This window comes from Mesorhizobium sp. L48C026A00 (genome assembly GCF_000502375.1).
Classification (GTDB): Bacteria; Pseudomonadota; Alphaproteobacteria; order Rhizobiales; family Rhizobiaceae; genus Mesorhizobium; species Mesorhizobium muleiense.
The window spans coordinates 90045-114409 of record NZ_AYWU01000001.1; the positions used below are offsets into that span (position 1 = coordinate 90045).

Here is a 24365-nt window from a genome sequence, read left to right on the forward strand (position 1 = left end):
CTGCTGCGTCGCAACAAAAGGATCATGAGGACCGGTCGGAACGGAAGAGCATCCAAGGCATTGTAATCGATCACAATCGCCGCAGGAGGCACTCATGGGACGTGGCATTTTGCTCTGGCTTCTCGGAGTCCCGATTCCGATCATTATTCTCATCATGCTTTTCGCACGTTAGGGGGCTGACATGCAGTCAACCTTAACAGCTGTCGACGTTTCCGCACCGACGGAATCCTCTTCTACCGCTGTCAGCTGGGGGCCAATCGTGGCCGGCGCCTTTGCTGCCTCGGCGCTAACATTGATCCTGATGCTGCTCGGCTCCGGGCTCGGGCTGACGATGGTTTCGCCGTGGTCCGGCTTGAGCACCTCAGTCACAACTTTCGCGGCCTCCACGGCTGCGTGGCTGATCATCGTGCAGTGGCTGTCGTCGGCCGTAGGCGGTTATCTTGCCGGGCGCCTACGCACCAAATGGGTCGGCGTCCACACCGATGAGGTCTTTTTCCGCGATACCGCACACGGCTTCCTCGCCTGGGCGCTTGCAACGTTGCTCGTCGCCGGTGTGCTCGGCTCGGCGCTCTCCGCAGCTGTCGGAACCGGCGTCCACGCCGCTTCGACAGTCGCGTCGGGCGCGGCAATGGGCGCTTCGGCAGGTGCTACTGCAAACGCCGGAGACGCCGCGACCGACACCGCAACGTCGTACTTCGTCGATGCGTTGTTCCGCCCGGCCGATGCGGCCAGGCTTGCGGCCGCCAACCCGGAGAGCGATGCGGCGGCGACGGCGCAGGCCTCGCGCATTTTGATCGCGAGCGCAGCAGCAGGCGAAGTGTCAGCCGACGACAAGACCTATCTGTCGCAGTTGGTAGCCGCCCGCACCGGGCTGTCGGAACCCGATGCCAGGGCCCGTGTCGATGCCGTGCTTGCCAGGGTCGAAGAGGCGAAGGTCCAGGCCCAGCAGGCTGCCGATACCGCCAGGAAAGCCGGTGCCACCTTCGCGCTGCTTGGCGCGCTGTCCCTGGTCGTCGGCGCTTTCATCGCAAGCGCCGCGGCAGCACTTGGGGGCAGGCAGCGCGACGATGAGGAGGCGGTCTTCCTGACCAACCGTTGATCGGTGCTTGAGGGGTTCCATCGACGCCGAGACTTTCCCCGGCATCGACCGGTTGTTTTGACGACGTCATCGCCATGAACTGCGCGCTGATTCGCCCAAACGAGCGTGCCCTATCTTCCGGCAGAAGTCGTCGGTGCCGGCTGGCTTGGCTCCAGTTTGCGGCCGAGATCGACGGTGTCACGCAGCACGTCGATATGCGAGCGCCGCGGGGTGCCGGCGGCAGGCTGCTGGTCCTCCACACCGAATCCAGGATTTTTTTGCCCAGGTGCGGGTGGCACACCGTTACCGTTACCTGTCTTTGGCTCAACCTATTCAGGTTGGGCTGAGCCTCCCCCGATACGCCACGATCAGGCCGATCAACGGCATCGAAATTTCCACATCGAAGCAGAATTGCCCGTCCCGTTCCGTTTCGAAGCTCGAGCCTTTGGGAAGGAGGAAGCCGGGCATTGGAATACCCAGCAGCGACCATCGTCTCGGAACCAGGGTCAGACAATCGCCGTCCACCACCACAGCCAACGCGAAGGACGCGATCCCAAACCGTTCCACCAGAAGATGCTGGTCCCTCCCAGTGCCGGCCGACTGAATCGAAGAAAAACACTTGCCGTCGAAACTACGGATCCAGTGTTCAGAGCGGTTCTCGGGCGAAAATGTCACCGTGACCGGCACCCGTGGCGCAGCTTTCGGGAAGCCGACAAGCGCCGCCACGAACGCGGCCGCCGGGCGGCGACCGCGTCGTACCTCGGCGAAGCCCGTCCATTGGCGGGTGGCGGTGCTGCCATGCAGATCCTGAAGGCGCGGAGCAAGTGAGGAGAAGGCGGATCCGAGAATCCCGCAGTACAGGGGCGCAACGATCTCGTGTCCCCGAAACCCGGTGAATATCTTCCGGCTTTGGAACAGCGCCTCATAGTCTGCAAGCTCAAGGGCGCGAACCCCGGACCGTGCTCCGGCCTCCGGACGAGTGCCCGCCAGCAATTTACGGATGATCGCTTCGATGGCCATCGATGGGATGTATGGTCCGTCATCCCCTTCGGCCAAAAGATGCCAGCTCCGTTCGGCGTTCTGCCCATCCGTGGTGCCGTACGCGCTGACGAACATACCGCCGCGATGCTCGCCAAAACGCATTCGGTTGAGCACCGCGTAGAAGAGACGCGAGAAAGGTTCCAGCGACGAGAGCCTGAACCTCGCGCGCGCCTTCGCCAGGAGGTTGAGTGTCCGGTGCAAGATTTCCGGGACTGGCCCGGCTCCCATCCAGATATCGGTCATTGAGGGATGCTCGGGCGGGATGACCTGCAAGTCCGGTACGTCCACCAGCGAGAAACGGATGTTCCGGAGCGGCAGCCGGCCCGGCACCGCGATGGTGAAGCGCATGCTTTCAGCCAGAGCGATGCCATGCGATTGCACCCCATGTCGTCGCAGCTTCACCGGAGCGCCGGCATAGCCCACCACCGCACGCATGACGTTGAGGCCGATTCCGGCATAGGGCGAAGGGGCGATGCCGCCTTTCACAGAGACGATGTCCATCGTCTTCGCCATCTCGCGCAGGACGGCGGCGGTCAGCACAGGAAAGCTGCTGATGCCCGATAGAATGAATATGCCTGCGTCCTTTGCTTGCGCGTCGAACTGAGGCACGCCGAACACAAAGTCGGCGGCGTCGGCAAAGTCGAGATAGTCGATGCCAGCGTCGATGCAGGCCGAAATCACACGATAGCGATTGGTCCCATAATGTTGGAACGGCCCGGACGCGTCGACGACCAGATTGGGCCGTTGCGCGCGCAGGCCGGCCACAATTTCTGCGCGATCAAGCGCAAGCGGCCGAACCCGGGCCCGCCCTCTGTAACGCGCGCAGAACGCCTCGGCGCGAGAGAAGTCGCGGCCGCAGATGATGAGTTCAATCTCCGGTATGTCGGATAGGAGCTCCACCAGGCGCCCGCCGAAAACGCCGTATCCGCCCAGGATCAGGATCCTCATGCGTGCTTTCAAACGTTTCCGCTTTTCAGCGACAGAACCGTCGCAATTTTCGGTTTGCGGTAGGGCAATTTTCGAAAGCCGCTTGACATTGATCGCACCAGCTTATCGAGGTTATTGAGAACTCTTTCGGTTTTTTGTGAGACTGCGCACCGGATATTTGCGGTATTGGCATGCTCCGGCGCGCCAATCCGCTTTATGCTTCGGGTCGTTCCAGTTTTCGGCCGAGATCGACGGCGTCACGCAGCACGCCGATATGCGAGCGCGGCGGGGTGCCGGCGGCTGCCGCGACCTCGACGCCGGTCGCCTCCAGCGACCAGTAGAGCCTGTGCGTGAAGATGCGGCCAAGCGAACTGCGCAGTTCGACCTGAATGTTCTCCACGCCGGGGCCGAAATTTTCGGCCATCGGTCCTGAGATCGGGTCGCCGGTCAGCCAGCCATTACCCCTGTCGAAGATGTTGGTCCAGCGCGTCGCGGCAAACACCGCACCATGATGCACCGCCCGCTGCGGCTTGCCCGAACGGCTGCGCCCTTCCTGATAGAGGACGGTTCCACCGGCCGCCGTCTCGGCGATCGGCGGGCATGCCGAGAACAGCCGCTCAGCGATGCCGCGCCTGAATTCGGCGAGATTGTAGGTCACCAGAAATTCGCTGTGGGTCAGCGGACTGCCGAGCGTGACGAAATCGCTGATCTTCCAAGGCAATGGATGATCGGCGTCGCCGGCGCGGAGGTGGCGGTAGAGCTCCCATTGGGCGCGCCGGAATCCGGCAAAATCATCCAATTTGTCGGGCCACGCAGAACCATCTGACTTGAGCGTAGCCTTGTCGACGGCGCGGATCGCTTTCAGTCTCGCCTTGTCGCGGAGGGCTTCCAGCTTTCGTGGCCTGAAATCGGCCCACAATATCTGCAGCAGATCATAGGCGATGATTGACCCCAGGCTGTGCGAGACCAGCACGATGCGGTCGTAGCCGTCGTCCACCATGAGGCGCCTCAACAGTGTCAGGCCACGGTCGCGGACAAGCGCGCGCTTCTCGACCGTTGCCGCTTCAGCCCGCACATAGGCGGCCACATCACCGAAATAAGGAAGACCAAACCGGTCAACCGCCCAGACGACGAACGAGGCCAGGATCGTGGCGAGCATGCCCGTGATCCAGGAAATATACCCTTGCAAGGCCGACGTCGCGAGCACGAACGCCGCGACCAAGACTGTTATGACTGCCAGAAGCGTAACGACATAGAGCCCGCGGGCGTCGCGCGGAATGTCGGCGGGCTTGCGCCAGAGCAGATTTGTCACCCAGGCCGCAAGCCGGCCCCGCGTCGTGCCTTGCGTGATGTCGGCCCAGTAAAGCTCGTAGAAATCAGTGCGGCGGCCATCGACATCATAAGGGGTGGTGATCCGGCGAAGTTCGTGCGAGTTCGTCCGGCTGTCAGGCGTGATCCAGCTCTGGTTGATCTTGTCGCCGCCTGGGTTGGCCGGATCCGCGACATGGGCATAAAACGGCGCGCGGGCGGAATCATGGCTCCAAACAGCCTGAACAAATTCCCTCAGCGTGCCCATCGGTCGCTGTTCGCCCATGCCATGCACGATGACCACGGCCTGGCTGAGCTTGCGCGGCGCCTTTCCGGGGGCAGGCAGGTTGGCCTTCGCGGGCGAGCCGGACTTGGTCGGCGAAGCGACAGGCTGGGGGCCAGACACCGGTGCCTCCGTTGGTGACAAATCCGTCCATCGGAACAGAACTTGCCCATCGTAGTGCTGAATCCGAAGCAAGTGCAAAAAGCGTCGCAGATATCTGTCGCAAATCGCCGACTTTTTGCGGGAGGGTTTTGCGACAGGAATTTGTTGAAGAGTTCAACGCTGGCGATTTTGTCGCGAAACTTAGGACTGTGACATCCGGCGCCGTTTGTCGCGCCGCCATGAAGCATCGGCAAGCCGCCGTTGCCGACAGCCGCCTGATCCGCTACTCCGTCCTCCCGGGCAGCACGTCGTTCAATCCCGCAAGTCAGGTATAGCGCCTGCTTCACAGCCAGTACGAAAGAGAACACATATGCCTCATAACCCCACCTCCGCCAGCCACGCGGCTTCAAGCGCGCCGCGCATCCGCGACTGGTCGCTGTCCTGGCAGATCGGGGCGGTCGGCCTGGGAACCGTATTTCTGGCATTGGCGTCTTACATCGAAGTGCCTATGGTTCCGGTGCCCGTGACCATGCAGACCTTTGCGGTCACCCTGATCGGCGCGGTCTATGGCTGGAGACTCGGCGCGGCCACGATCGTTGCATGGTTGGTCGAAGGCGCGATCGGGTTGCCGGTTCTATCTGGGGGCGCTGCCGGTGCGCATCACTTTGTCGGCCCGACCGCCGGATACCTCTTTGCTTTCCCCGTGGTCGGCGCGCTCACGGGATGGCTGGCGGAGCGCGGCTGGAACGGCAACCGCCCCTGGCTGGCGTTCGTCTCCATGCTCCTGGGCAACGCGCTTTGCCTCGTGCTGGGCGCAGCATGGCTTTCCATCGCCATTGGCATCGAACAGGCAATTGTCCACGGCGTCACGCCGTTCCTGATCGGCGGGGCGCTCAAGTCGGCATTGGCCGCGGTGACGCTCAAGCTCATGACCCGCGCGCAAAAATGACCGTCCGGCTGCGGCCGCACCATCTCCTTTGCCTGCTGACTTACGCAGGCAAGGGTTACAGCGCTGCGTTCGTCGCCAATTTCGACGCGATCGCGGCTCGGCTCTCCGCAGGCGAACACATCCTGATCGTCTCCGGGCCTGACGATATTTGCGCGCCCCTGCTCGGTGAGGCGGAGCCGCACTGCCTTCGCGACAGCGTGACGGAGCGCGACCGTCAGGCGGCGGCCAGTGTTGGTACGCTTCTGGGGTACTCGATTGCCGAGGACATGGAACTTCAGCTCCATCCCTCGCTTCTGCGAACTATGCGCGATGCGTTCTCTTCGGGCCGCACCCGGGGTGCTTGCGGCGGGTGCGAGTGGTTTGACCTTTGCAGTTCAATCGCCGCTTCAGACTATGGAACGGTGGCACTCCGGTGAAAGGCAACGCTCGCAGTGCGACGATTGTCGGGGTCGCCAACCCGGATCAGTGATCCATCGCCTTGACGATCTCTTCGGTCATCTTCTTGGCGTCGCCGAGCAGCATCATGGTGCCGTCCTTGTAGAACAGCGTGTTGTCAATGCCGGCATAGCCGGAGCCGAGCGAGCGCTTGACGAACAGACAGGTGCGAGCCTTGTCGACATCGAGGATCGGCATGCCGTAGATCGGCGACGACTTGTCGTCGCGGGCGGACGGGTTGGTGACGTCGTTGGCGCCGATGACATAGGCGACGTCGGCCTGCGCGAATTCGGAGTTGATGTCCTCGAGCTCAAACACTTCGTCGTAAGGCACGTTGGCTTCGGCCAGGAGCACGTTCATGTGGCCGGGCATGCGGCCGGCGACCGGATGAATGGCGTATTTCACGTCGACGCCATTGGCCTTGAGCTTGTCGGCCATCTCGCGCAGCGCGTGCTGCGCCTGGGCGACCGCCATGCCGTAACCAGGCACGATGACGACCTTCTGCGCGTTCATCATCAGATAGGCGGCATCGTCGGCCGAACCCTGCTTGACCGTGCGCTCGATGCCATCGTCGGCAGTGGCGGACGTCTCGCCGCCGAAGCCGCCGAGGATGACCGAGATGAACGACCGGTTCATGCCCTTGCACATGATGTAGGACAGGATCGCTCCGGACGAGCCGACCAGCGCGCCGGTGATGATCAGCGCCAGATTGCCGAGCGTGAAGCCGAGTGCCGCAGCCGCCCAGCCCGAATAGGAATTCAGCATCGAGACGACCACCGGCATGTCGGCGCCGCCGATCGGGATGATGAGAAGGACGCCAAGGACAAGAGATGCCGCCACGATCAGCCAGAACACCAGCTTGGACTCGGTGGTGACCAGCAGCACGATCAGCACGATCAGTCCGATGCCGAGGGCGGCGTTGATGAAATGACGGCCGCCGATCATGATCGGCTTGCCCGACATGCGGCCGTCGAGCTTGAGGAAGGCGATGACCGAGCCGGTGAAGGTGATGGCGCCGATGGCGACGCCGAGGCTCATCTCGATCAGCGCCTGGGCGTGGATGTCGGCGACCGTGCCGATGTCAAAACTTTCCGGCGCATAGACGGCGGCAGCCGCCACCATGACGGCGGCAAGGCCAACCAGCGAATGGAAGGCGGCGACCAGCTGCGGCATCGAGGTCATGGCGATGCGCCGTGCGGTGACCGCGCCGACCGAGCCGCCGATCAAAAGGCCGAGCACGATGAGGCCGAAGCCTCCCGCCGAAGGGGTCGCCAGCGCCAGCGTGGTGGCAATGGCGATGCCCATGCCGATCATGCCGTACATGTTGCCCTGGCGGCTCGTGGTCGGGTGCGACAGGCCGCGCAATGCCAGGATGAACAGGATGCCGGAGACCAGATAGAGGAAGGAGGCGAAGTTGGCGTTCATGGCGCTCTACTTGTCCTTCTTCTTGTACATCGCCAGCATGCGCTGGGTGACGAGAAAGCCGCCGAAGATGTTGACCGAGACCAGCATCAGCGCGACGAAACCGAAGCCGGTGGCGATGCCGGACGCCGAGATGCCGACGGCAAGCAGCGCGCCGACGACGATGACCGAGGAAATGGCGTTGGTGACGGCCATCAGCGGCGTGTGCAGCGCCGGCGTCACCGACCAGACGACGTAATAGCCGACAAAGATCGCCAGCACGAAAATGGCGAAGCGGAAGACGAACGGATCGATTGCCCCGCCGGACAGCGCGTGCGCGGCGTCGCCCGCCGCATCGGTGCCGCCTGGAGCGGTGGCCAGATCCTGCACAGCGAGCCGGACGGCGGCGGTGGCCTGGTCGAGCTGGTCGAGGGCTTTCTGCAAGGTCTGGTCCATCACGCGATCCCTTTCGACTTATTAGCGGGCGATTTGGGTGCGGCAGCTTTCCTGGATGCGGCAGCTTTCTTTGGCAGGGCTGGATCTTTTGCAGCGGCGGGCTTCGCAGGCTCAGCCGAGGCGATCATCACCGCCGGCTTGCCGGCGAAAGCCGGATGCACGACCTGGCCACCATCGGTCAGCATCGTCGCCTTGACCAATTCGTCGTCGCGGTTGATGGCAAGCGTCTTCGCGGTCTTGTCGACCAGCGTCTCGAGGAACGCAAACAGGTTCCTGGCATAGAGCAGCGAGGCGGAGGCAGCGACGCGGCCCGGCACGTTGAGATGGCCGACGATTTTCACGCCGTTGGCCGTGGTCACCACCTGCCCGGGCACGGCGCCCTCGACATTGCCGCCGCGCTCGACCGCTAGGTCTACGATCACCGAGCCCGGCTTCATCGAGGCGACCATCGCGGCCGAAACCAGCTTCGGCGCCGGACGGCCCGGAATCAGCGCCGTGGTGATGACGATGTCCTGCTTGGCGATGTGCTCGGCAGTCAGCGCGGCCTGCTTGGCCTGGTATTCCCTGGACATTTCCTTGGCGTAGCCGCCAGCCGTCTCGGCCGCCTTGAACTCCTCATCCTCGACCGCCAGGAACTTTGCCCCCAGCGAGGCGACCTGTTCCTTGGCGGCGGGACGCACGTCGGTGGCGGTGACCACGGCACCGAGACGACGCGCAGTAGCGATCGCCTGCAGGCCGGCGACGCCGACGCCCATGACGAAAGCTTTCGCCGCCGGCACCGTGCCCGCCGCCGTCATCATCATCGGCAGCGCCCGGTCATATTCGGCAGCCGCGTCGATCACCGCCTGATAGCCGGCGAGGTTGGCCTGGCTGGACAGGACATCCATCGATTGGGCGCGCGTGATGCGCGGCATGAACTCCATCGAGAAGGCGGTGACGCCGGCCCTTGCCAGAGCATCGACCGCAGCATCGTTGCCATAGGGATCGATGATGGCGATGACGGCACTGCCCGGGCGATAGGCCTTCAGCTCCGCCTCATCAGGCCGGCGCACCTTCAGCACCACATCAGCCTTGGCGACATCGCCGGCCTTACCGATCGCAGCGCCGGCCTTGGCGAACTCCTCGTCGGGAATGCGCGATGCCGTGCCGGCGCCGCTTTCGACGATGACGTCAAACCCCAGCCCCGCCAGCCGCTTCACCGTGTCGGGCGAGGCAGCAACGCGCGGCTCGTTCGCATCGAGCTCACGAGGGATGAAAACCGTCTGTCCCACCGCATGATCCTTTCGGCTGGAACCTGTCTGCGCAGGACGCCGACCGAACTTCCGGCGATGTCGCGGGCAAGGGAGTTTTGAAGAATTTACCGGAGAATGAAAGCGCCGACGGCGAGGATCAGAACGAACAGGACAAAGCCCGAGAAGAAGCCGCCCGCAAAGAAACCGAAAGCCATTGCCAGAAGCACGGCGGCGCAAAACAGCGACCCGTATTTGGCGAGCATGATAAAGCCGGCATAGGTGCGGTCGTGCTCGGCATAGTCCATCTTCGCGCCTAGTTCGACAGGACCGGTCGGCGAGTGATCAGCCATAGGAATACCCCTTCGAAGACATCTTTCAGGCACATAGCGAAAAGCCAGGCCGAGGGCAATGGCGCTATTGCCGCATCGCTGAAGACAACAGCCTCAAAAGAAAATTGGAGCCGCCAGATGCACGATGTCGTTTCGGAGGCGCTCGCGGCTGCCGCCTCGCGCTTGCTTTCCGGCTAACGCGCCGCGCCTGCCGACATTTTCAGCCGGCGAGTTGCGGAAACAGCCCAAGCAGCCCGACGACGATCAGGTAGAGCGCGACGATGTAGTTGAGGAGTCGCGGCATCACCAGGATCAGCACGCCGGCAATCAGCGAGATCAACGGAGTGAGTGCGAGCGTGGGAATGGTCATGTCGGGTTCCTTTCGGTAGAATTTCCGCCGAAGCGATCCAGATTGACGTCGTCCGCGCCACCGGCGCGCCTCCAGAACGCCGAAGCGGCCTGAAAGCTCCAGCCGCGCTCTAAATTTGCCATTTGTCAGGCGGCTTCGCGGTAGTATTTGGCGGTCGGCAGAATGGTCAGCGGCGCGAGTTCACCGGCACTGGGTGTCTCAAACAGCATGCGCTGCTCCATCGGCGTCGACCGAAAGAATGGGAACCGGGAGAAAGACCGTTCGCGAATGGCGCTGACGTCGGCTCGGTAGAGCACGACCTTGTAATTCAGGCCCGGATAATTGCGTAACTCGCCAATTTGTTCGGAACAGTAAATGCGACGATAGAAGCCTGCATGTTCCGGGCGGATGGTGGAGAGACAATAAGGCGCGTCGAAGTAGAAGCATGCCATGCCAGCGAGGCGCAGCGTCAGATACGGAATTTGCGGATAGACCCGCGACCAGTCCGGATCGGCGGCAAAGCGGCTGGGATCGGCAAAATGCAGACCAGACGCCAGCATAGGGCGCAATATGTCGCCATAAACCGTCGTGGAAGGCGACTGCGGCGTGGCGCTGCAGGCATGGTGAATACGCAGCGTACTGACCAGAACGCCGTCGATATAGATTCCGAACTTGGAGCAATTGGCCGCTTCGTCGAGCTCGTCATGCACAATATGGTCGGGATTCTCCGGGACCATATCGCTCAGACGGTAAGATTTGTAGCGCAACCTGTAAATGTCTTCGAGATCTTCGCCCTTGTCGCAGCGGCGATATTCCGTCCGCTCGAGCATCGCCGAGACGTTCCTGGCAAAGCCTGACATATCGTCAGACGCATTAGTCCCGTCCGCACCCGCCGCCTGGCGAGGCGAAGTCAACTCGACAATCATCAACTCGTTCCCCGCAACTGCCGCCGCGATCAACACTACGGCAGGGCCGTATGATGTAAAGATGAAAATAAGATAGAGATCATTTACCAGCTATTAAGGTTAACAATTGGCGTAATTATACTAAAGTACCAGTTTTTTCGGTAGAATTCAGCGATGCGTCGCCTTGCTGGCCGTCTTGATGTCCTTGGCGAAGGGCCAGACCGTGCTCGCCATCGTTTCGATGCCGGATGCGCTGAGCGCCGAGCCGAACAGGAATCCCTGAACCAGGTCCGGCTTGACCTGCAAGGCCAGGATCTTGAGCTGCTCGAAAGTCTCGACGCCCTCGACAGTCACCGAAAGCCCCAGCGGCCGTGACAGATTGACGATGCCCTTGAGCAGTTCGAGCGAACGGCTGTTCTGGGTGACGTCCATCAGGAATGAACGGTCGATCTTGATCTTGTCGAGCGGCAGCTTGTGGAGATAGCTCAGGCTCGAATAGCCGGTGCCGAAATCGTCGAGCGCGATGCGCACGCCAAGCCGCTTCAATTCCTCGATATACTGACGCGTCAGCGACTTGTCGTCGAGCAGCGCCGTCTCGGTGACCTCGATCTCCAGGCGGCCGGCGGCGAGGCCGGAGCTGGCGAGCGCATCGCGAACCTTTTGCACAACGTCGCGGTTGCGAAAGTCCTTGGCCGAGAGATTGACCGAGACACTGGTCCGTGCTGGCCATTTGGCGCATTCGACGCACGCCGCATGCAGGACGAAGGTGCTGATCTCGGAGATGATGCCCATTTCCTCCGCCAGCGGAATGAAGATGCTGGGCGAGATCGGTCCGAGATCGGGGTGGTCCCAACGGCACAGCGCCTCGCAACTGGCTATGCGCATCGTACTCATCGCCACGATCGGCTGGTAAACCACCCGCAACCCCTTGCTTTCCACCGCAGTGCGCAGATCCGCCTTCATCAGCTGACGGTTGCGGAAAGCGGCATCCATCGATGCCTCGAACAGCCGCCAGGTGTTCTTGCCGAGTTCCTTGGCTTTGTAGAGCGCCAGGTCCGCCTTGACGATCATGGCGTCGACATCGGTATCCCTGACCCGCGACAGCACCGCGCCACCGCTGGCCTGGATACGCAGTCCGTGGCCGGCCACGTCGACCTCGCCCTGCAGTTCAATGAAAATCCCGTCGATTTGGCTGGTCAGGTGGCTCTCGTCCTCAACGCGGTCGAAGAAGGCCATGAACTCGTCGCCGCCGAAACGGCTGATGGTGACGCCTGGTCCGGCGATCGCTGCCAGCCGCTCCGCGACGGCGTAGATCAATCCGTCGCCGACCGGGTGGCCAAGCGTGTCGTTGACGCTCTTGAAGTCGTCGAGGTCGAGCACGGCGAGCCCGCAGAGACGCTCGAGGTCACCGGATGCCATGGCCTCTTCGATCAGCTCGTGGAAATAGGCGCGGTTGGGCAGGCCGGTGAGGCTGTCGTAGCGCGCCATGAAGCGGATCTTGCCTTCTGCCTCGACGCGGGCCGTCACATCCTCGAAGGTGATGACGCCCAGTTCCTGGCTGCCCTCACGCGCCGAGAACTCATAGTGCTGCCCGTTCGCGAGCGAGACGAGAACCTTGCGGTCGCGGCCCTCGCGCAGGGCGCGCGTAAGCTGGGCTTCGATGTAGCGGCAGTCCTTCGGCGCCAGCATGCCGCCGGCAACGCCGCGCATCAGCAGGCCGTGGATCGATCGCCCGAGCAGCGCGTCGGGCGACTTGAGCGACATCAGATGCGCGGCTTCGGCGTTGGCCACCACCACCCGGCCGTCAGGGCCGAGCATGACAAGCCCGTGAGACATGGTGTTCAGCGCCCGATTGAAGCGCTGGGCGAGGCGGTTCGCCTTCTTCTCTTCGGACAAAGCGGCGAAAAGCACTTCCCTGACCACATCGGCGAAGCGTTTGATCGCGAATAGGAAGGGAGCCGACATCAGACCGAGGATCACATGGTAGACATCGCCACGCAGGATAAAGCCCAGCGAGATCGACCACGTCATGGTCATGATGAAGATCATGACCATCCTCGGGGAGCCGTAATTGCGGCCGGCGATCGCCGTGGCGGACGCCAGCGTAACGCAGACAGCGGCGATTTCGGCATAGTTGTCATGCGCCAAGTAGATGCCGGCGAAACAGAAGGCGCCCAGCATGAAACCATGCATGGAGCCGTAGAAAATGTAATCATTTTCGCGGCGGCGCGCCTCCTCCCAATTCCTGGGTGACGGGGCGTGGCGGTATTTTCTGATGTTACGCAGGCGCAGAAATGCGACGATCAGAAATCCGGCGACCACCGCAATGTAGATCGGATCCCTGGTCTTCCAGTAGACCAGGGCGACCAGCAGGGTTTGGGCAAAGAATCCAATCGAAAGCGTCAGGCTGTCGCGGAACAGAGTTTCCACGAACGGAATGTAGACGTCGACCGGGATCTCGTTTTTTCTTTTCAGATTCACGCCTGAGTCCCACCCTGGGGAGGCAAGCTGTGTCACATCAGCCTTAAGAAAGATTTAGAGAGGCGGTTCCGGGCCTCACCATCAGGTCGGCTAACGCCAGGGAAGCTACCCTTCAGGTAAACAAGACATATCGATCACTCGGCGGCCTGGAGTTCCGGCCGAGCCGGTGTCTTCGCCAGGCGATCGAGCAGCCTCAGGCGCTCGCCGGCGGCCTTTTCGGCGCTGGCCCGCCTGACGTGACCATAGCCGCGAATGAGTCCCGGCACCGAGGCAAGCGCTGCCGCGGCCTCGACCTTGCCTGGCGCCAGCGCGCCGGCGACAAGCTCCAGGTCGGCCTCGTACTGCGCAAGAAGCTGCCGTTCCATACGCCTTTCGGAGCTGTAGCCGAACACATCAAAGACCGTGCCGCGCAAGCCTTTCATCGCTGCCAGCAGGCGGAATCCCTTCATCATCCAGGGACCGAAGTTCGACTTCCTCGGCTTGCCGTCCTTGCCGCGCCTGGCCATGATCGGCGGCGCGAGATGGAATTCGAGTTTGTCGTAGCTCTGGAACTGCTTGCCCAGTTCAGCGGCAAAGGAGCCATCGGTGTAGAGCCTTGCCACCTCGTATTCGTCCTTGATCGCCATCAGCTTGAACAGGTTCCTCGCGGCGGCTTCGGTCACATCAGTCGAACCGGGCGCCACGCTGGCTTCGGCCTTGCGCAGCACGGCCACTCTGTCGGCATAGCGCTTGCCATAAGCGGCGTTCTGATAGGCGGTGAGGAAGGCGACGCGGCGGGCGATGACGTCATCGAGCGTCTCGGCGACAGCGGTGTTCTGTGCAGCCGTGCCCGGCTGAACGACGAGGGCGCGCACGAAATCCGGCTGGTGGGAGGCGCGGCGGCCCCAGCGGAAGGCTGAGACGTTCATCGCCACCGACTGGCCGTTGAGCTCGATCGCCTTTTCGACTGCCTCGGCAGACAGCGGCAAGCCACCATGCTGAAAGGCGAAGCCGAGCATGAACATGTTGGCGCCGAGCGAGCTGCCGAACAGCGCGGTGGCGGTGCGGGTGGCATCGAAAAAATGCGTCTTGTCGTCGCCGGCGGCAGTGCGGATCGCCTTTTTCAGCCGCTCAACGGGCAGCGAGAAATCGGCCGACCGGGTAAACTCGCCGGGCATGATCTCCGCGGTGTTGGCGAGGAAGATCGTGTGGCCTTCGCGCACCGCGGCGAGCACCTTTTGGGCGCCCGACACGACGAGGTCGCAGCCAAGCACAAGGTCTGCCTTGCCGGCCGAAACGCGGATGGCATGGATATCGTCCGGGCTGCGCGCGATGCGGACGTGGGTGAACACCGAGCCGCCCTTCTGGGCAAGGCCGGCCATGTCGATCATGCCGCAGCCCTTGTCTTCGAGATGAGCCGCCATGCCAAGCACCGCGCCGATGGTGACGACGCCGGTGCCGCCGACGCCGTCGATGATCGCCGCCCAGCCTTGGTCGCCGAGCGGGAATTCCGCGGGCGCGGGCACGCCGTCGAGCGGATCGGTGGTGCCGGCCATACCCTCGGCCTTCCTGATCTTGGCGCCATGCACGGTGACGAAGGACGGACAGAAGCCGTTGATGCAGGAGAAATCCTTGTTGCAGCTCGACTGATCGATCTTGCGCTTGCGGCCGAATTCGGTCTCGACCGGCTGGATCGACACACAATTCGACTGCACCCCACAATCGCCGCAGCCTTCGCAGACCAGTTCGTTAATGAAGACGCGCTTGTCGGGATCGGGGAAAGTGCCGCGCTTGCGGCGGCGGCGCTTTTCGGCGGCGCAGGTCTGGTCGTAGATCAGCACGGATGTGCCCCTGACCGCGCGCAACTCGCGCTGCACGAGGTCGAGGTCGTCGCGATGATGGATGGTGGCGACTGCAGGGAATTCGACCTTGCCGGTATATTTGGCCGGCTCGTCGGTGACGATGGCGATCCGCTCGACGCCCTCGGCCCGCACCTGCCTGGCGATCATGTCCACGGTCAGGCCACCCTCGTGCGGCTGGCCGCCGGTCATGGCGACGGCGTCGTTGTAGAGGATCTTGTAGGTGATGTTGGCGTCGGTCGACAGCGCGAAGCGGATCGCCAGCGCGCCGGAGTGGTTGTAGGTGCCGTCGCCGAGATTCTGAAAGATGTGGTCGCGCTTCGAGAACGGCGCCTGGCCGACCCATTGCGCGCCCTCACCGCCCATGGCGGTGAAACCTACGGTGTTGCGATCCATCCACAGCGCCATGAAATGGCAACCGATGCCAGCGGCGGCGAGCGAGCCGTCGGGCACCTTGGTCGAGGAATTGTGCGGACAGCCGGAGCAGAAGAAGGGCGTGCGCGAGGCAATGTCTGTTGTCTCGGCGAGCATCGCCTGGAACTGGCGAAGTTTCGCCACCCGCGCGGCGATCTCGTCCGACGGACCAATCGTCCGCAAGATTCTCTCCCCGAGCGCGATGGCGATGTCGTTGGGATCGAGCGCGCCCTTGGCCGGGAACAGCCCGTCGCCGCGCTCGTCCTTCTTGCCGACGATGATCGGCTGCATGGCGGTGCCGTAAAGGTTCTCGCGCAGTTGCACCTCGATCAGCGAGCGTTTCTCCTCGACGACGACGATGGTGTCGAGGCCGCGAGCGAAGTCGGCGATGTGCTGCAGGTCGAGCGGCCACGGGCAGCCAACCTTGAACAGCCTGATGCCGATGCGGTTGGCGGCGGCTTCGTCGACGCCGATGTCTTCCAGCGCCTGGCGAACGTCAAGATAGCTCTTGCCGACGGTGACGATGCCAAGCTTCGGGCCACTGCCGCCGGAATAGACGATCCGATTCAGCCCGTTGGCGTGGATAAAGGCCGAAGCGGCGGCGCGTTTGTATTCATGCAGTCGCTCCTCCTGGCCGAGCATATCGATCTCGTTGCGGATGTTGAGGCCGCCGGGCGGCATGTCGAAGTCCGGGACGACGATATCAAGCCGTTCGAGCGCGGCATCGACCGAAGCCGTCGATTCGATGTTGTCCTTGACGCATTTGATCGCCGCCCAGGTGCCGGCGAAGCGCGACATGGCAATGCCATAGAGCCCATAGTCGATGATCTCCTGGACCCCGGCCGGATTGAGGATCGGCACCATGGTGTCGACAAACAGGAACTCGGTCGCGTGCGCGTTGGTCGAGGATTCGGCCATGTGGTCGTCGCCCATCAGGGCGAGCACGCCGCCATGTCTTGACGAGCCGGCAAGATTGGCATGGCGGAAGACGTCGCCGGAGCGGTCGACGCCCGGTCCCTTGCCGTACCAGACCGAAAAGACGCCGTCATGCGTGCCCTCGCCCAGCAATTCGGCCTGCTGCGATCCCCAGCAGGCGGTGGCCGCGAGTTCCTCGTTGAGGCCGGGCTGGAAGACGATGTCCGACTGGGCGAGCTGCTTCCTGGCCTTCCAAAGCTGCATGTCGAGGCCGCCGAGCGGCGAGCCGCGATAGCCGGAGACGAAGCCAGCGGTATTCAGGCCAACCCGGCGGTCGCGCTCGCGCTGCATCAAAAGCATGCGGATGACCGCCTGCGCGCCGGAAAGGAAGATGCGCTCCTTTCGCAGGTCGAACTTGTCGTCGAGCGCGACATCATGCAGCGTCATCAGGCATTTCCTCTGCGGAGGCCGCAGTTCGAGCGCAGCCAACGTCGGAGTTGGAGGCTGCAGTGTTTCTCCCCTTGCCGGGCAGGTCAAACAAAATCGAAGATGCCAGGCGAGGCGCAACAAACGATCCGTTCCACGCCCGATTCTGTATGAAACGCGCGCCAATTGGTCCGTCAGCGCCAAGAAAATTCCGGCCGCGACCGATACCGGCGATGTTTGCGTCAGCCGGCCTTCGAACAGTCGGGCTTCGGCGCGCCCGGCAGCTTGCCGTCCGGATGACCGAGAAGCTCTGGATTGGGCGTATAGAGCTGATCGATGACCAGCGGCCGGTCGGGCAGGACCGATTGGTCCTGCGTCGACATCAGCGTGGTGTCGATCTTCTGGAGGATTGCACCGTTGGCATCCTTGATGCTGATCGAGATCGCATAGGGCTTGTCCTTGACGATGCAGGAAAGCGCCGGGCTCTCCAGCGACACCTTGCCGAGCTTCGGCCAGATTTTCTGTTCGACGATCAGTGGCTCGCCGCCTGCTGGGTTCTGGAAGCTGGCGACCCCAACCTGTCCTTCCTCCATAGGCTGCAGCGGCCTCAGCGTGACGACAAAGGTTGCCCTTGCGAGGCGATAATTGAAGACGACCAGCCTGCCGGAAATCTCGAACAATCTGCCTTCGCCGTCCTTGCCGGTATCGCGGCAGGCGCCGAGCGTTGCCGCGGCCACGAGCATGGCGCCGACAACGATCAGGCGCAAGATTTTCCTAGACATTGGCGGTCCCTCTGGCTGCCGTTCGGCGGCGATAGTGGCGACTTGCCTTCTGGCGGTTGCCGCACACCGCCATGTCGCACCAACGACGGCTGGAATTGCGGCTTCGGTCGAGAAACAACCAACTGCAATTGGGGCAGATCCTCAGCCTTGCGACGGTGTCAGCGTGCAGCAGCGACAGTGCGGAAACCGCCAGTGCCGCCTCGAAGGCGATGGGCGTCGCCGGCTCGCCGAACGGCCGTCCCGGCGCACCGATCTCGGTGCGGCCGTCCGCGAGACCGTCGGCGCAGGCCTTCAGGAAGCCCGGTAGATCGCCTGTAGTGACCGCGCCCTTCGACACCGCACGACGAAACAGCCGGTCGGTCGTCTCGCGGATCGCCAGCACGACCGGCGCGATCTTGTCCGGGAACGGCGCTTCGAGCCGCCTGCCGCCAAGCTCGGCGGCGCGAAAGACGCTCGCCGTGTCGGCGAAACGGGCGATCTCCGCCGGATCTTTGAACCGGTCGAAGGTTTTCCGGGGATCGCCGCGCAGCACGACGGTGTTCGCCGTGTCGAGCGCAAGAAGGCCGCCAGTGAAGCGGTGCGGGGTCCAGGAAACCGTCATGGGCGCCATTTCTAACCGATAAGCTGCGTTTGACAAGTTAGATTGCCGATGCAAATCTGCTCCGCACGGACGCGGTTCTCCGCGATCCAAGGACATTGGCATGCTCTATTTCTTCCAGCAGGTGCTGAACGGGCTGCATTCCGGCGCGCTCTATGCCCTGCTCGCCTTCGGCTATGTGCTGACCAACGGCATCCTGCACCGGACGAACCTCGCCTATGGGGCGCTGTTCGCCTTTTGCGGACAGACGATGATCCTCACCGCGGCCTTCGGCTATCAGGCCCTGTGGCTGACCCTGTTCGCGGCCGTCGCGCTCGGTATTGTCGCGGCGTTCCTGTATGCGGGGCTGATCAGCCATGTCCTGTCGCGCAGCATCTTCGAGCCGCTGGCCGACCGCACGCCCAATGCGATCGTGGTGACGACGCTGGGCATATTGCTGCTGCTGTCGGAGGCAAGCCGCATCGCCGCTGACACGCATGATCTGTGGCTGCCGCCAATGCTGGCCCAGCCCATCATTTTTGCGAACGGGGCCAACTTCAATGCCACCCTGACGCTTATCCAATTGCTCGACTGCGGGATCGTCGTGGCAACCATTGTGCTCGCCTCCTGGGCGTTCGCCCGCTCGAGTTTCGGCCGGCGCTGGCGCGCCGTGTCCGACGACCCCAAAGCCGCCGCCATGTGCGGCGTCGACGTGCGCGCGGTGTTTCGGCACGCGGTGCTCGCCGGCGGCCTTTGCGCGGCGCTGGCCGGTGTCCTCGCCGGCCTCTACTATGGCAACATCAGCTTCGGCTCCGGCCTGGTCTACGGGCTGAAAATCCTGTTCGTGACGGCGGTGGGCGGCTATCTCTCGCCGTTGCGGGCAGCACTTGGCGCTGCCGCTTTCGGCATGGCCGAATCGCTGTGGGCCGGCTATTTTCCGGTCGAGTGGCGCGACGCCTGGATGTATCTGTTCCTCGTCGCCATGCTGGTGCTGATCGGCGCCGGGCGAGACCAGAGCAAGATCGTCTGACTGCGCCAACCTGGGTAGCGTTGGCTGCAGACGTCACTTTGATTTTTGCGCATGATCCCTTCCGCGGCTGTTTCGCCCCTTCCCCATCCCACAAGATTGTTTTACTCGGTCTGCCCTCTGTTGACCCGCCGGGCCACGCACGGCATACCGTTGGGCCACATTGAAGCGGCAGAAAACAAGCGGGAATCGGCGCGCCCGTAATTCTTTGAGTCACGCACCGTGCTTTCCGAAATCGACACCGATTTTCGGGCCGATGCGTAAAGGGAGGAATGTATGGCAGGGCTTCTCACTCTATCCAGAACCATTGACCGTGTGAACGAGTTCATCGGCAAATGGGTGTCGTGGCTGATCCTGCTGGCAGTCCTGGTCAGTGCCGCCAATGCGGTCATCCGAAAGACGTTCGACATGTCGTCGAACGCCTGGCTGGAACTGCAGTGGTATTTGTTCGGCGCCGCCTTCATGCTGGCCGCCGCCTACACGCTCAAGCAGAACGACCATATCCGCATCGACGTCGTCTACGGCATGTTCTCGCGCCGCGTGCAGCACTGGATCGACCTCTTCGGTCACCTCTTTTTCCTGATGCCGTTCGTCACGCTGATGGTGATCTATTTCGTTCCCTATGTGTCGCTGTCGTTTCGCAGCGGCGAAATGTCGAACAATTCGGGCGGGCTGATCATCTGGCCGGCGAAGGCGATCCTGCTGGCCGGCTTTTTCCTGCTCGCGCTGCAGGGCGTCTCGGAGATCATCAAGAAGATCGCCATCATGCGCGGCGACATGGACGATCCCACCCCGTTCATATCGGTGCATGAGCAGGCCGAACTCGAAGCCAAGGCGCTTGCCGAAGAGGTGCGCTCGTGATCGAGTTCATCGCCCAGAACATGGCGCCGATCATGTTCGCCTCGCTGGTCATCTTCCTGCTGATCGGCTACCCGGTCGCCTTCTCACTCGCCGCCAACGGCCTGCTGTTCTTCTTCATCGGTGTTGTGCTGTCACCCTATTCGGGCGGATCGATCAATCTCGCCTGGCCGCTGCTGCACGCGCTGCCGGACAATTTCTACGGCAGCCGGGTAATGTCGAACGACACGCTGCTGGCCATCCCGTTCTTCACCTTCATGGGCATCGTGCTCGAACGATCGGGCATGGCCGAGGACCTGCTCGATACGATCGGCCAATTGTTCGGGCCGATCCGCGGCGGCCTCGCCTATGCCGTGATCTTCGTCGGCGCGCTGCTTGCCGCAACCACGGGGGTGGTGGCTGCCTCCGTCATCGCCATGGGCCTGATCTCGCTGCCGATCATGCTGCGCTACGGCTATGACCGCCGTGTGGCATCCGGCGTCATCGCCGCGTCGGGCACGCTCGCCCAGATCATTCCGCCGTCGCTGGTGCTGATCGTTCTGGCCGACCAGCTCGGCCGCTCGGTCGGCGACATGTATGCGGGTGCGCTGATCCCGGGGATGGTGCTGACCGGCCTTTATATGATGTATATCGTGATCATGTCGATCATTCGGCCGAACTCGATGCCGGCGCTGCCACTTGAGGCCCGCACCCTCGGCCACGGTGTCCTGTCGCTGCTGGTCGCGGTGCTGGCGGCAATCGTGGTTTCCTACGCGGCCTATCGCTATCTGGCGCCCTCGCAGGGCCAAAACGCCGACATCCTTGGCGCCACCATCGGCGTGATCTCCATCTATGTCGTGGCAATCGCCGACCAGCGCCTGAAGATCAACATGATGTCGCGGCTGGCTCAGCAGGTGATCATCGTGCTGATCCCGCCACTGGCGCTCATCTTCCTGGTGTTGGGCACCATCTTCCTCGGCATCGCCACGCCGACCGAAGGCGGCGCCATGGGCGCTGTCGGCGCGCTGATCATGGCAGCGATGAAGGGGCGGCTGTCGCTGGACGTGATCAAGCAGGCGCTGGCGTCGACGACGCGGCTATCCTCCTTCGTGCTGTTCATCCTGATCGGCGCGCGAGTGTTCTCGCTCACTTTCTACGGTGTCAACGGCCATATCTGGGTCGAACACCTCCTGACATCGCTGCCGGGCGGCGAGATCGGTTTCCTGATCGGCGTCAACATCCTCGTCTTCCTGCTCGCCTTCTTCCTCGATTTCTTCGAGCTCGCCTTCATCATCGTGCCGCTTTTGGCGCCGGCCGCCGACAAGCTCGGAATCGACCTGATCTGGTTCGGCGTGCTGCTCGGCGTCAACATGCAGACCAGCTTCATGCACCCGCCATTCGGCTTCGCGCTGTTCTACCTGCGTTCGGTCGCCGCCCGGGTGCCCTATCTCGATCGCCTCACCGGCAAAAAGATCGCGCCGGTAACCACCGGTCAGATCTATTGGGGGGCGGTGCCCTTCGTTTGCATCCAGGTGATCATGATCGGCTTGACCATCGCCTTCCCGCAAATGGTGATGCACTACAAGGGCACGGCAGCGGACCCGGGCACGATCGACTACCAGGTGCCGGAAACGCCGAGCCTGTCGCCGCTCGGCGTTCCGCCTGCGGATGGCGGCACGGCGCCGACTGCGCCTGCACCGGATCTGTCGCAGCCGCCGAATTTCGGTGAAACGCCGGCTGCCAAGCCGGCAGCGCCAGCGCCCAATCTGTCCCAACCACCGAGTTTCAATTGACGCCGGAGGCTCTACAGACATGAAAGCGGTGCGGCTGGAGGGCGTCGGCAGCATCGCCCTTCGGGAGGTCGACAAGCCCGTGGCCGGGCCGGACGATCTCCTGGTACGGATCGAGGCCTGCGGCGTCTGCGGCACCGACCGGCATCTTTCCCATGGCGAATTTCCCTGTACGCCGCCGGTGACGCTCGGACATGAATTCTCCGGGATCGTCGAGGCGATTGGAACCGCCGTGTCCGGCTTTTCGGTCGGCGATCGCGTCACCGGCGATCCCAACATCGCCTGCGGGCACTGTCCGCACTGCCACGCCGGTCGCATCAATCTGTGCCATAATCTGGTTGCCATCGGCATCCGCCGCGACGGTGGCTTCGCCGAATATGTCGTGCTGCCTCACAAGCAGGCCTTCCTCCTCCCGAAAGACCTGAGGCCGACGCATGGCGCGTTCTGCGAGCCGCTTGGCTGCTGCCTGCATGGCGTGGACCTGGCGCAGATCAGACCCGGCTCCTCGGTCGCCGTGCTTGGCGGCGGCGTGATCGGCCTGCTCACCGTGCAACTGGCGAGGCTTGCCGGCGCGACGACAATCATCGTGTCGACGCGCCAGGCCTCGCGGCGTGCCCTTGCAGAAGAATTGGGCGCAACAGCGACGGTCGATCCAACCGCTTGCGACATCATCGACACGGTCGTCGGTCCGTCGGGCCTCCTGCCGGGTGGTGTCGATGTGGTGTTCGAATGTGCCGGCGTAAGGGACACGGTCGAGCAATCGATGCGGCTCGCCAGGGCCGGTGGCACGGTTGTCGTCGTCGGCGTGATGCCTCAAGGCATGAAGGCCGAATTCGAGCCTTTCGACCTGTTGTTCCGGGAATTGAGGGTGCTGGGGTCGTTCCTCAATCCGTTTACGCATCGCCGGGCTGCCAATCTCATCGCCTCGGGTGCGATCGAGATCGACAAGCTCATCTCCCGGCAGGTGACGCTTGAGGATGCGGCTGCGGTGATCGCCAATCCGCCTGCGCCAGGCGAGGTCAAGGTGCTGGTGGTACCGGGCTGATCAGCAAATAGAATCGCTTCGGCGCCACGCGTCCGAAGAACGCGTGGCGCCGAAACTGTTGTCAGAGTTTGCCGCTGCGCTGCTGGACCATCATGAAGGTGTCGTAGTTGTACTCGGCCACCTGCGCCCAGAGATAGTGCTCCTTGCGGAACGCCTTGATCGAGTCCCATATCTTCTTGAACGGCGCGTTCGAGGCTTCCATCTCGGCATAGACCTCGTTTGCCTTTTCGGAGCAAGCTGCCAGGATTTCCGGGCTGAACGGGCGCAATTTGGCGCCCGCGGACACCAGTCGCCTCACGGCCGCCGGATTCAGAAAGTCGTATTTCTGCAGCATGTTGGCGTCGGCGGCCTGCGCGGCGGTGCGCACCAGCGCCTTGTAGGCCGGCGAAAGCTCCTCGTATTTCGCCTTGTTGAACATCAGATGGACGGTCGGCCCGCCTTCCCACCAGCCGGGATAATAGTAATTGGGCGCGACCTTGTAGAAGCCGAGCTTCTCATCGTCATAAGGGCCGACCCATTCGGCAGCGTCGATGGTGCCTTTTTCCAGCGCCGGATAGATGTCGCCGCCGGCGATCTGCTGCGGCACGACGCCGAGCCTTTCCACCACTTTGCCGGCAAAGCCACCGATGCGCATCTTGAGGCCCGAAAGGTCGGCGACGGTGTTGATCTCCTTGCGGAACCAGCCGCCCATCTGCACGCCCGTATTGCCGCCAGGCAGGCCAAAAAGGCCCTGCGTGGCGAGAAACTCGTTGAACAGGTCGATGCCGCCGCCATGATAATGCCAGGCATTGATGCCGCGCGCATTGAGCGAGAACGGAACCGCGGCACCCAGCGCCCATGTCGGGTCCTTGCCCCAATAATAATATGCCACCGTATGGCAGGCCTCGACGGTGCCGGCGGTGGTGGCGTCCGCGGCCTGCAGGCCGGGCACCAGTTCACCGGCAGCGAAGACCTGCACCTGGAAGTTGCCGTCGGTCGCCTCCGAGAGCATCCTGGAAAAGACCTCGGCGCCGCCATAGATCGTATCGAGAGACTTCGGGAAGGACGACGCCAGGCGCCATGTCACTTTCGGGTTGGTTTGGGCGATAGCCGGCGCGGCAAGCGCCGCCGTAGCCGCCGCAGCGCCGACACTGGTGACGCCGGCCTTGCGGATGAATGATCGACGATCCATGAAGTCCTCCCTATTGGATCAACAGACCGACGTTCGGGAGATGCTCTGTGCCCCGGATCGGCTTCGCGGCAAACAATACACGGGCAAGAAGTCGAGTCCAGCCATGGGAGCCGGTTTTGCCGGCGGCGTTTTCGCGAAATACGCGGGCGCGAACACGCCTCCTGCAACTTAAGTCTAACGCCCTTTCCGTGGCTCATGCGAGATGCCGAACTTGTCATGGCAAAGCGCCGTCGGATCGCCTATTTTAAAAGGCAGAACATATCCTTG

Annotated in this window: 20 protein-coding genes; 7 read left to right on the plus strand and 13 right to left on the minus strand. The window is 62.9% G+C overall.

Annotation, left to right across the window (positions count from 1 at the left end; genetic code table 11):
• The first annotated feature begins 181 nt into the window (after window positions 1–181).
• The gene (locus X738_RS46010) at window positions 182–1099 is read left to right on the plus strand and encodes a membrane protein (protein ID WP_023796789.1); all 918 of its coding nucleotides are present in this window, start codon (window positions 182–184) and stop codon (window positions 1097–1099) included.
• Between the two features lie 312 nt (window positions 1100–1411).
• Here X738_RS46010 and X738_RS46015 read toward each other — a convergent pair whose 3' ends face one another.
• Both X738_RS46015 and X738_RS46020 read right to left on the minus strand, forming a co-directional pair.
• Window positions 1412–3067, minus strand: coding sequence for an SDR family oxidoreductase (locus X738_RS46015; RefSeq protein WP_023796791.1), 1656 nt, complete (start codon window positions 3065–3067; stop codon window positions 1412–1414).
• 193 nt (window positions 3068–3260) lie between these two features.
• Window positions 3261–4760, minus strand: coding sequence for a hypothetical protein (locus X738_RS46020; protein WP_023796792.1), 1500 nt, complete (start codon window positions 4758–4760; stop codon window positions 3261–3263).
• Window positions 4761–5109: 349 nt separating this feature from the next.
• Here X738_RS46020 and X738_RS46025 point away from each other — a divergent pair, with 349 nt between their 5' ends.
• Both X738_RS46025 and X738_RS46030 read left to right on the plus strand, forming a co-directional pair.
• A complete protein-coding gene (locus X738_RS46025) occupies window positions 5110–5688 on the plus strand; it encodes a biotin transporter BioY (protein WP_023796793.1) in 579 nt (192 codons plus the stop codon).
• Window positions 5685–6104, plus strand: coding sequence for a DUF1284 domain-containing protein (locus X738_RS46030; protein WP_023796794.1), 420 nt, complete (start codon window positions 5685–5687; stop codon window positions 6102–6104). Before X738_RS46025 ends, X738_RS46030 begins: the two co-directional genes overlap by 4 nt.
• A gap of 46 nt (window positions 6105–6150) precedes the next feature.
• Here the strand turns inward: X738_RS46030 and X738_RS46035 are convergent, their stop codons facing one another.
• The 10 genes from X738_RS46035 to X738_RS46075 all read right to left on the minus strand — a co-directional run bounded on the left by X738_RS46035 (window position 6151) and on the right by X738_RS46075 (window position 18252).
• Entirely contained in the window at window positions 6151–7548 is a 1398-nt protein-coding gene (locus X738_RS46035) for an NAD(P)(+) transhydrogenase (Re/Si-specific) subunit beta (RefSeq protein ID WP_023796795.1), read from the minus strand.
• Window positions 7549–7554: 6 nt separating this feature from the next.
• The gene (locus X738_RS46040; protein ID WP_029347614.1) at window positions 7555–7980 is read right to left on the minus strand and encodes an NAD(P) transhydrogenase subunit alpha; all 426 of its coding nucleotides are present in this window, start codon (window positions 7978–7980) and stop codon (window positions 7555–7557) included.
• Window positions 7980–9251 carry a Re/Si-specific NAD(P)(+) transhydrogenase subunit alpha gene (locus X738_RS46045; protein ID WP_023796797.1) on the minus strand — a complete coding sequence of 424 codons (1272 nt, stop codon included), beginning with the start codon at window positions 9249–9251 and terminating at the stop codon, window positions 7980–7982. Before X738_RS46045 ends, X738_RS46040 begins: the two co-directional genes overlap by 1 nt.
• 86 nt (window positions 9252–9337) lie before the next feature.
• A complete protein-coding gene (locus X738_RS46050) occupies window positions 9338–9562 on the minus strand; it encodes an aa3-type cytochrome c oxidase subunit IV (RefSeq protein WP_023796798.1) in 225 nt (74 codons plus the stop codon).
• 199 nt (window positions 9563–9761) lie between these two features.
• Complete coding sequence (locus X738_RS81970; protein WP_023796799.1) at window positions 9762–9911, minus strand: DUF3096 domain-containing protein; 150 nt, start codon at window positions 9909–9911, stop codon at window positions 9762–9764.
• Window positions 9912–10036: 125 nt separating this feature from the next.
• Window positions 10037–10816, minus strand: coding sequence for an N-acyl amino acid synthase FeeM domain-containing protein (locus X738_RS46055; protein ID WP_023796800.1), 780 nt, complete (start codon window positions 10814–10816; stop codon window positions 10037–10039).
• 147 nt (window positions 10817–10963) lie between these two features.
• Window positions 10964–13276 (minus strand): putative bifunctional diguanylate cyclase/phosphodiesterase, encoded by a 2313-nt coding sequence (locus tag X738_RS46060; RefSeq protein WP_023796801.1) that lies wholly within the window; start codon window positions 13274–13276, stop codon window positions 10964–10966.
• Window positions 13277–13410: 134 nt separating this feature from the next.
• Window positions 13411–16890 carry an indolepyruvate ferredoxin oxidoreductase family protein gene (locus tag X738_RS46065; protein WP_023796802.1) on the minus strand — a complete coding sequence of 1160 codons (3480 nt, stop codon included), beginning with the start codon at window positions 16888–16890 and terminating at the stop codon, window positions 13411–13413.
• Window positions 16891–17111: 221 nt separating this feature from the next.
• Complete coding sequence (locus X738_RS46070; RefSeq protein ID WP_023796803.1) at window positions 17112–17651, minus strand: hypothetical protein; 540 nt, start codon at window positions 17649–17651, stop codon at window positions 17112–17114.
• Window positions 17644–18252 (minus strand): CGNR zinc finger domain-containing protein, encoded by a 609-nt coding sequence (locus tag X738_RS46075; protein ID WP_023796804.1) that lies wholly within the window; start codon window positions 18250–18252, stop codon window positions 17644–17646. The genes X738_RS46070 and X738_RS46075 overlap by 8 nt, the downstream gene beginning before the upstream one ends.
• Before the next feature lie 100 nt (window positions 18253–18352).
• On the opposite strand from X738_RS46075, the gene X738_RS46080 reads away from it, so the two are divergent.
• The 4 genes from X738_RS46080 (at window position 18353) to X738_RS46095 (ending at window position 22927) form a co-directional block, all read left to right on the plus strand.
• Window positions 18353–19258: a branched-chain amino acid ABC transporter permease gene (locus X738_RS46080; RefSeq protein ID WP_023796805.1), complete on the plus strand. Its 906-nt coding sequence runs from the start codon at window positions 18353–18355 to the stop codon at window positions 19256–19258.
• Window positions 19259–19531: 273 nt separating this feature from the next.
• Window positions 19532–20116, plus strand: coding sequence for a TRAP transporter small permease subunit (locus X738_RS46085; protein WP_023796806.1), 585 nt, complete (start codon window positions 19532–19534; stop codon window positions 20114–20116).
• Window positions 20113–21885, plus strand: coding sequence for a TRAP transporter large permease (locus X738_RS46090; RefSeq protein WP_023796807.1), 1773 nt, complete (start codon window positions 20113–20115; stop codon window positions 21883–21885). The genes X738_RS46085 and X738_RS46090 overlap by 4 nt, the downstream gene beginning before the upstream one ends.
• Window positions 21886–21904: 19 nt before the next feature.
• The gene (locus X738_RS46095) at window positions 21905–22927 is read left to right on the plus strand and encodes a zinc-dependent alcohol dehydrogenase family protein (protein ID WP_023796808.1); all 1023 of its coding nucleotides are present in this window, start codon (window positions 21905–21907) and stop codon (window positions 22925–22927) included.
• A 61-nt stretch (window positions 22928–22988) separates the two neighbouring features.
• On the opposite strand, the gene X738_RS46100 is transcribed toward X738_RS46095, so the two are convergent.
• A complete protein-coding gene (locus X738_RS46100) occupies window positions 22989–24098 on the minus strand; it encodes a TRAP transporter substrate-binding protein (RefSeq protein WP_023796809.1) in 1110 nt (369 codons plus the stop codon).
• Between the last annotated feature and the right edge of the window lie 267 nt (window positions 24099–24365).

Excerpts from the sequence above, each read along its gene's own strand:
- X738_RS46010 (WP_023796789.1), top strand. The coding sequence starts at position 182 with ATGCAGTCAACCTTAACAGCTGTCGACGTTTCCGCACCGACGGAATCC.
- X738_RS46015 (WP_023796791.1), bottom strand. The coding sequence starts at position 3,067 with ATGAGGATCCTGATCCTGGGCGGATACGGCGTTTTCGGCGGGCGCCTG.
- X738_RS46025 (WP_023796793.1), top strand. The coding sequence starts at position 5,110 with ATGCCTCATAACCCCACCTCCGCCAGCCACGCGGCTTCAAGCGCGCCG.
- X738_RS46030 (WP_023796794.1), top strand. The coding sequence starts at position 5,685 with ATGACCGTCCGGCTGCGGCCGCACCATCTCCTTTGCCTGCTGACTTAC.
- X738_RS46035 (WP_023796795.1), bottom strand. The coding sequence starts at position 7,548 with ATGAACGCCAACTTCGCCTCCTTCCTCTATCTGGTCTCCGGCATCCTG.
- X738_RS46040 (WP_029347614.1), bottom strand. The coding sequence starts at position 7,980 with ATGGACCAGACCTTGCAGAAAGCCCTCGACCAGCTCGACCAGGCCACC.
- X738_RS46050 (WP_023796798.1), bottom strand. The coding sequence starts at position 9,562 with ATGGCTGATCACTCGCCGACCGGTCCTGTCGAACTAGGCGCGAAGATG.
- X738_RS81970 (WP_023796799.1), bottom strand. The coding sequence starts at position 9,911 with ATGACCATTCCCACGCTCGCACTCACTCCGTTGATCTCGCTGATTGCC.
- X738_RS46055 (WP_023796800.1), bottom strand. The coding sequence starts at position 10,816 with ATGATTGTCGAGTTGACTTCGCCTCGCCAGGCGGCGGGTGCGGACGGG.
- X738_RS46065 (WP_023796802.1), bottom strand. The coding sequence starts at position 16,890 with ATGACGCTGCATGATGTCGCGCTCGACGACAAGTTCGACCTGCGAAAG.
- X738_RS46070 (WP_023796803.1), bottom strand. The coding sequence starts at position 17,651 with ATGTCTAGGAAAATCTTGCGCCTGATCGTTGTCGGCGCCATGCTCGTG.
- X738_RS46075 (WP_023796804.1), bottom strand. The coding sequence starts at position 18,252 with ATGACGGTTTCCTGGACCCCGCACCGCTTCACTGGCGGCCTTCTTGCG.
- X738_RS46080 (WP_023796805.1), top strand. The coding sequence starts at position 18,353 with ATGCTCTATTTCTTCCAGCAGGTGCTGAACGGGCTGCATTCCGGCGCG.
- X738_RS46085 (WP_023796806.1), top strand. The coding sequence starts at position 19,532 with ATGGCAGGGCTTCTCACTCTATCCAGAACCATTGACCGTGTGAACGAG.
- X738_RS46095 (WP_023796808.1), top strand. The coding sequence starts at position 21,905 with ATGAAAGCGGTGCGGCTGGAGGGCGTCGGCAGCATCGCCCTTCGGGAG.
- X738_RS46100 (WP_023796809.1), bottom strand. The coding sequence starts at position 24,098 with ATGGATCGTCGATCATTCATCCGCAAGGCCGGCGTCACCAGTGTCGGC.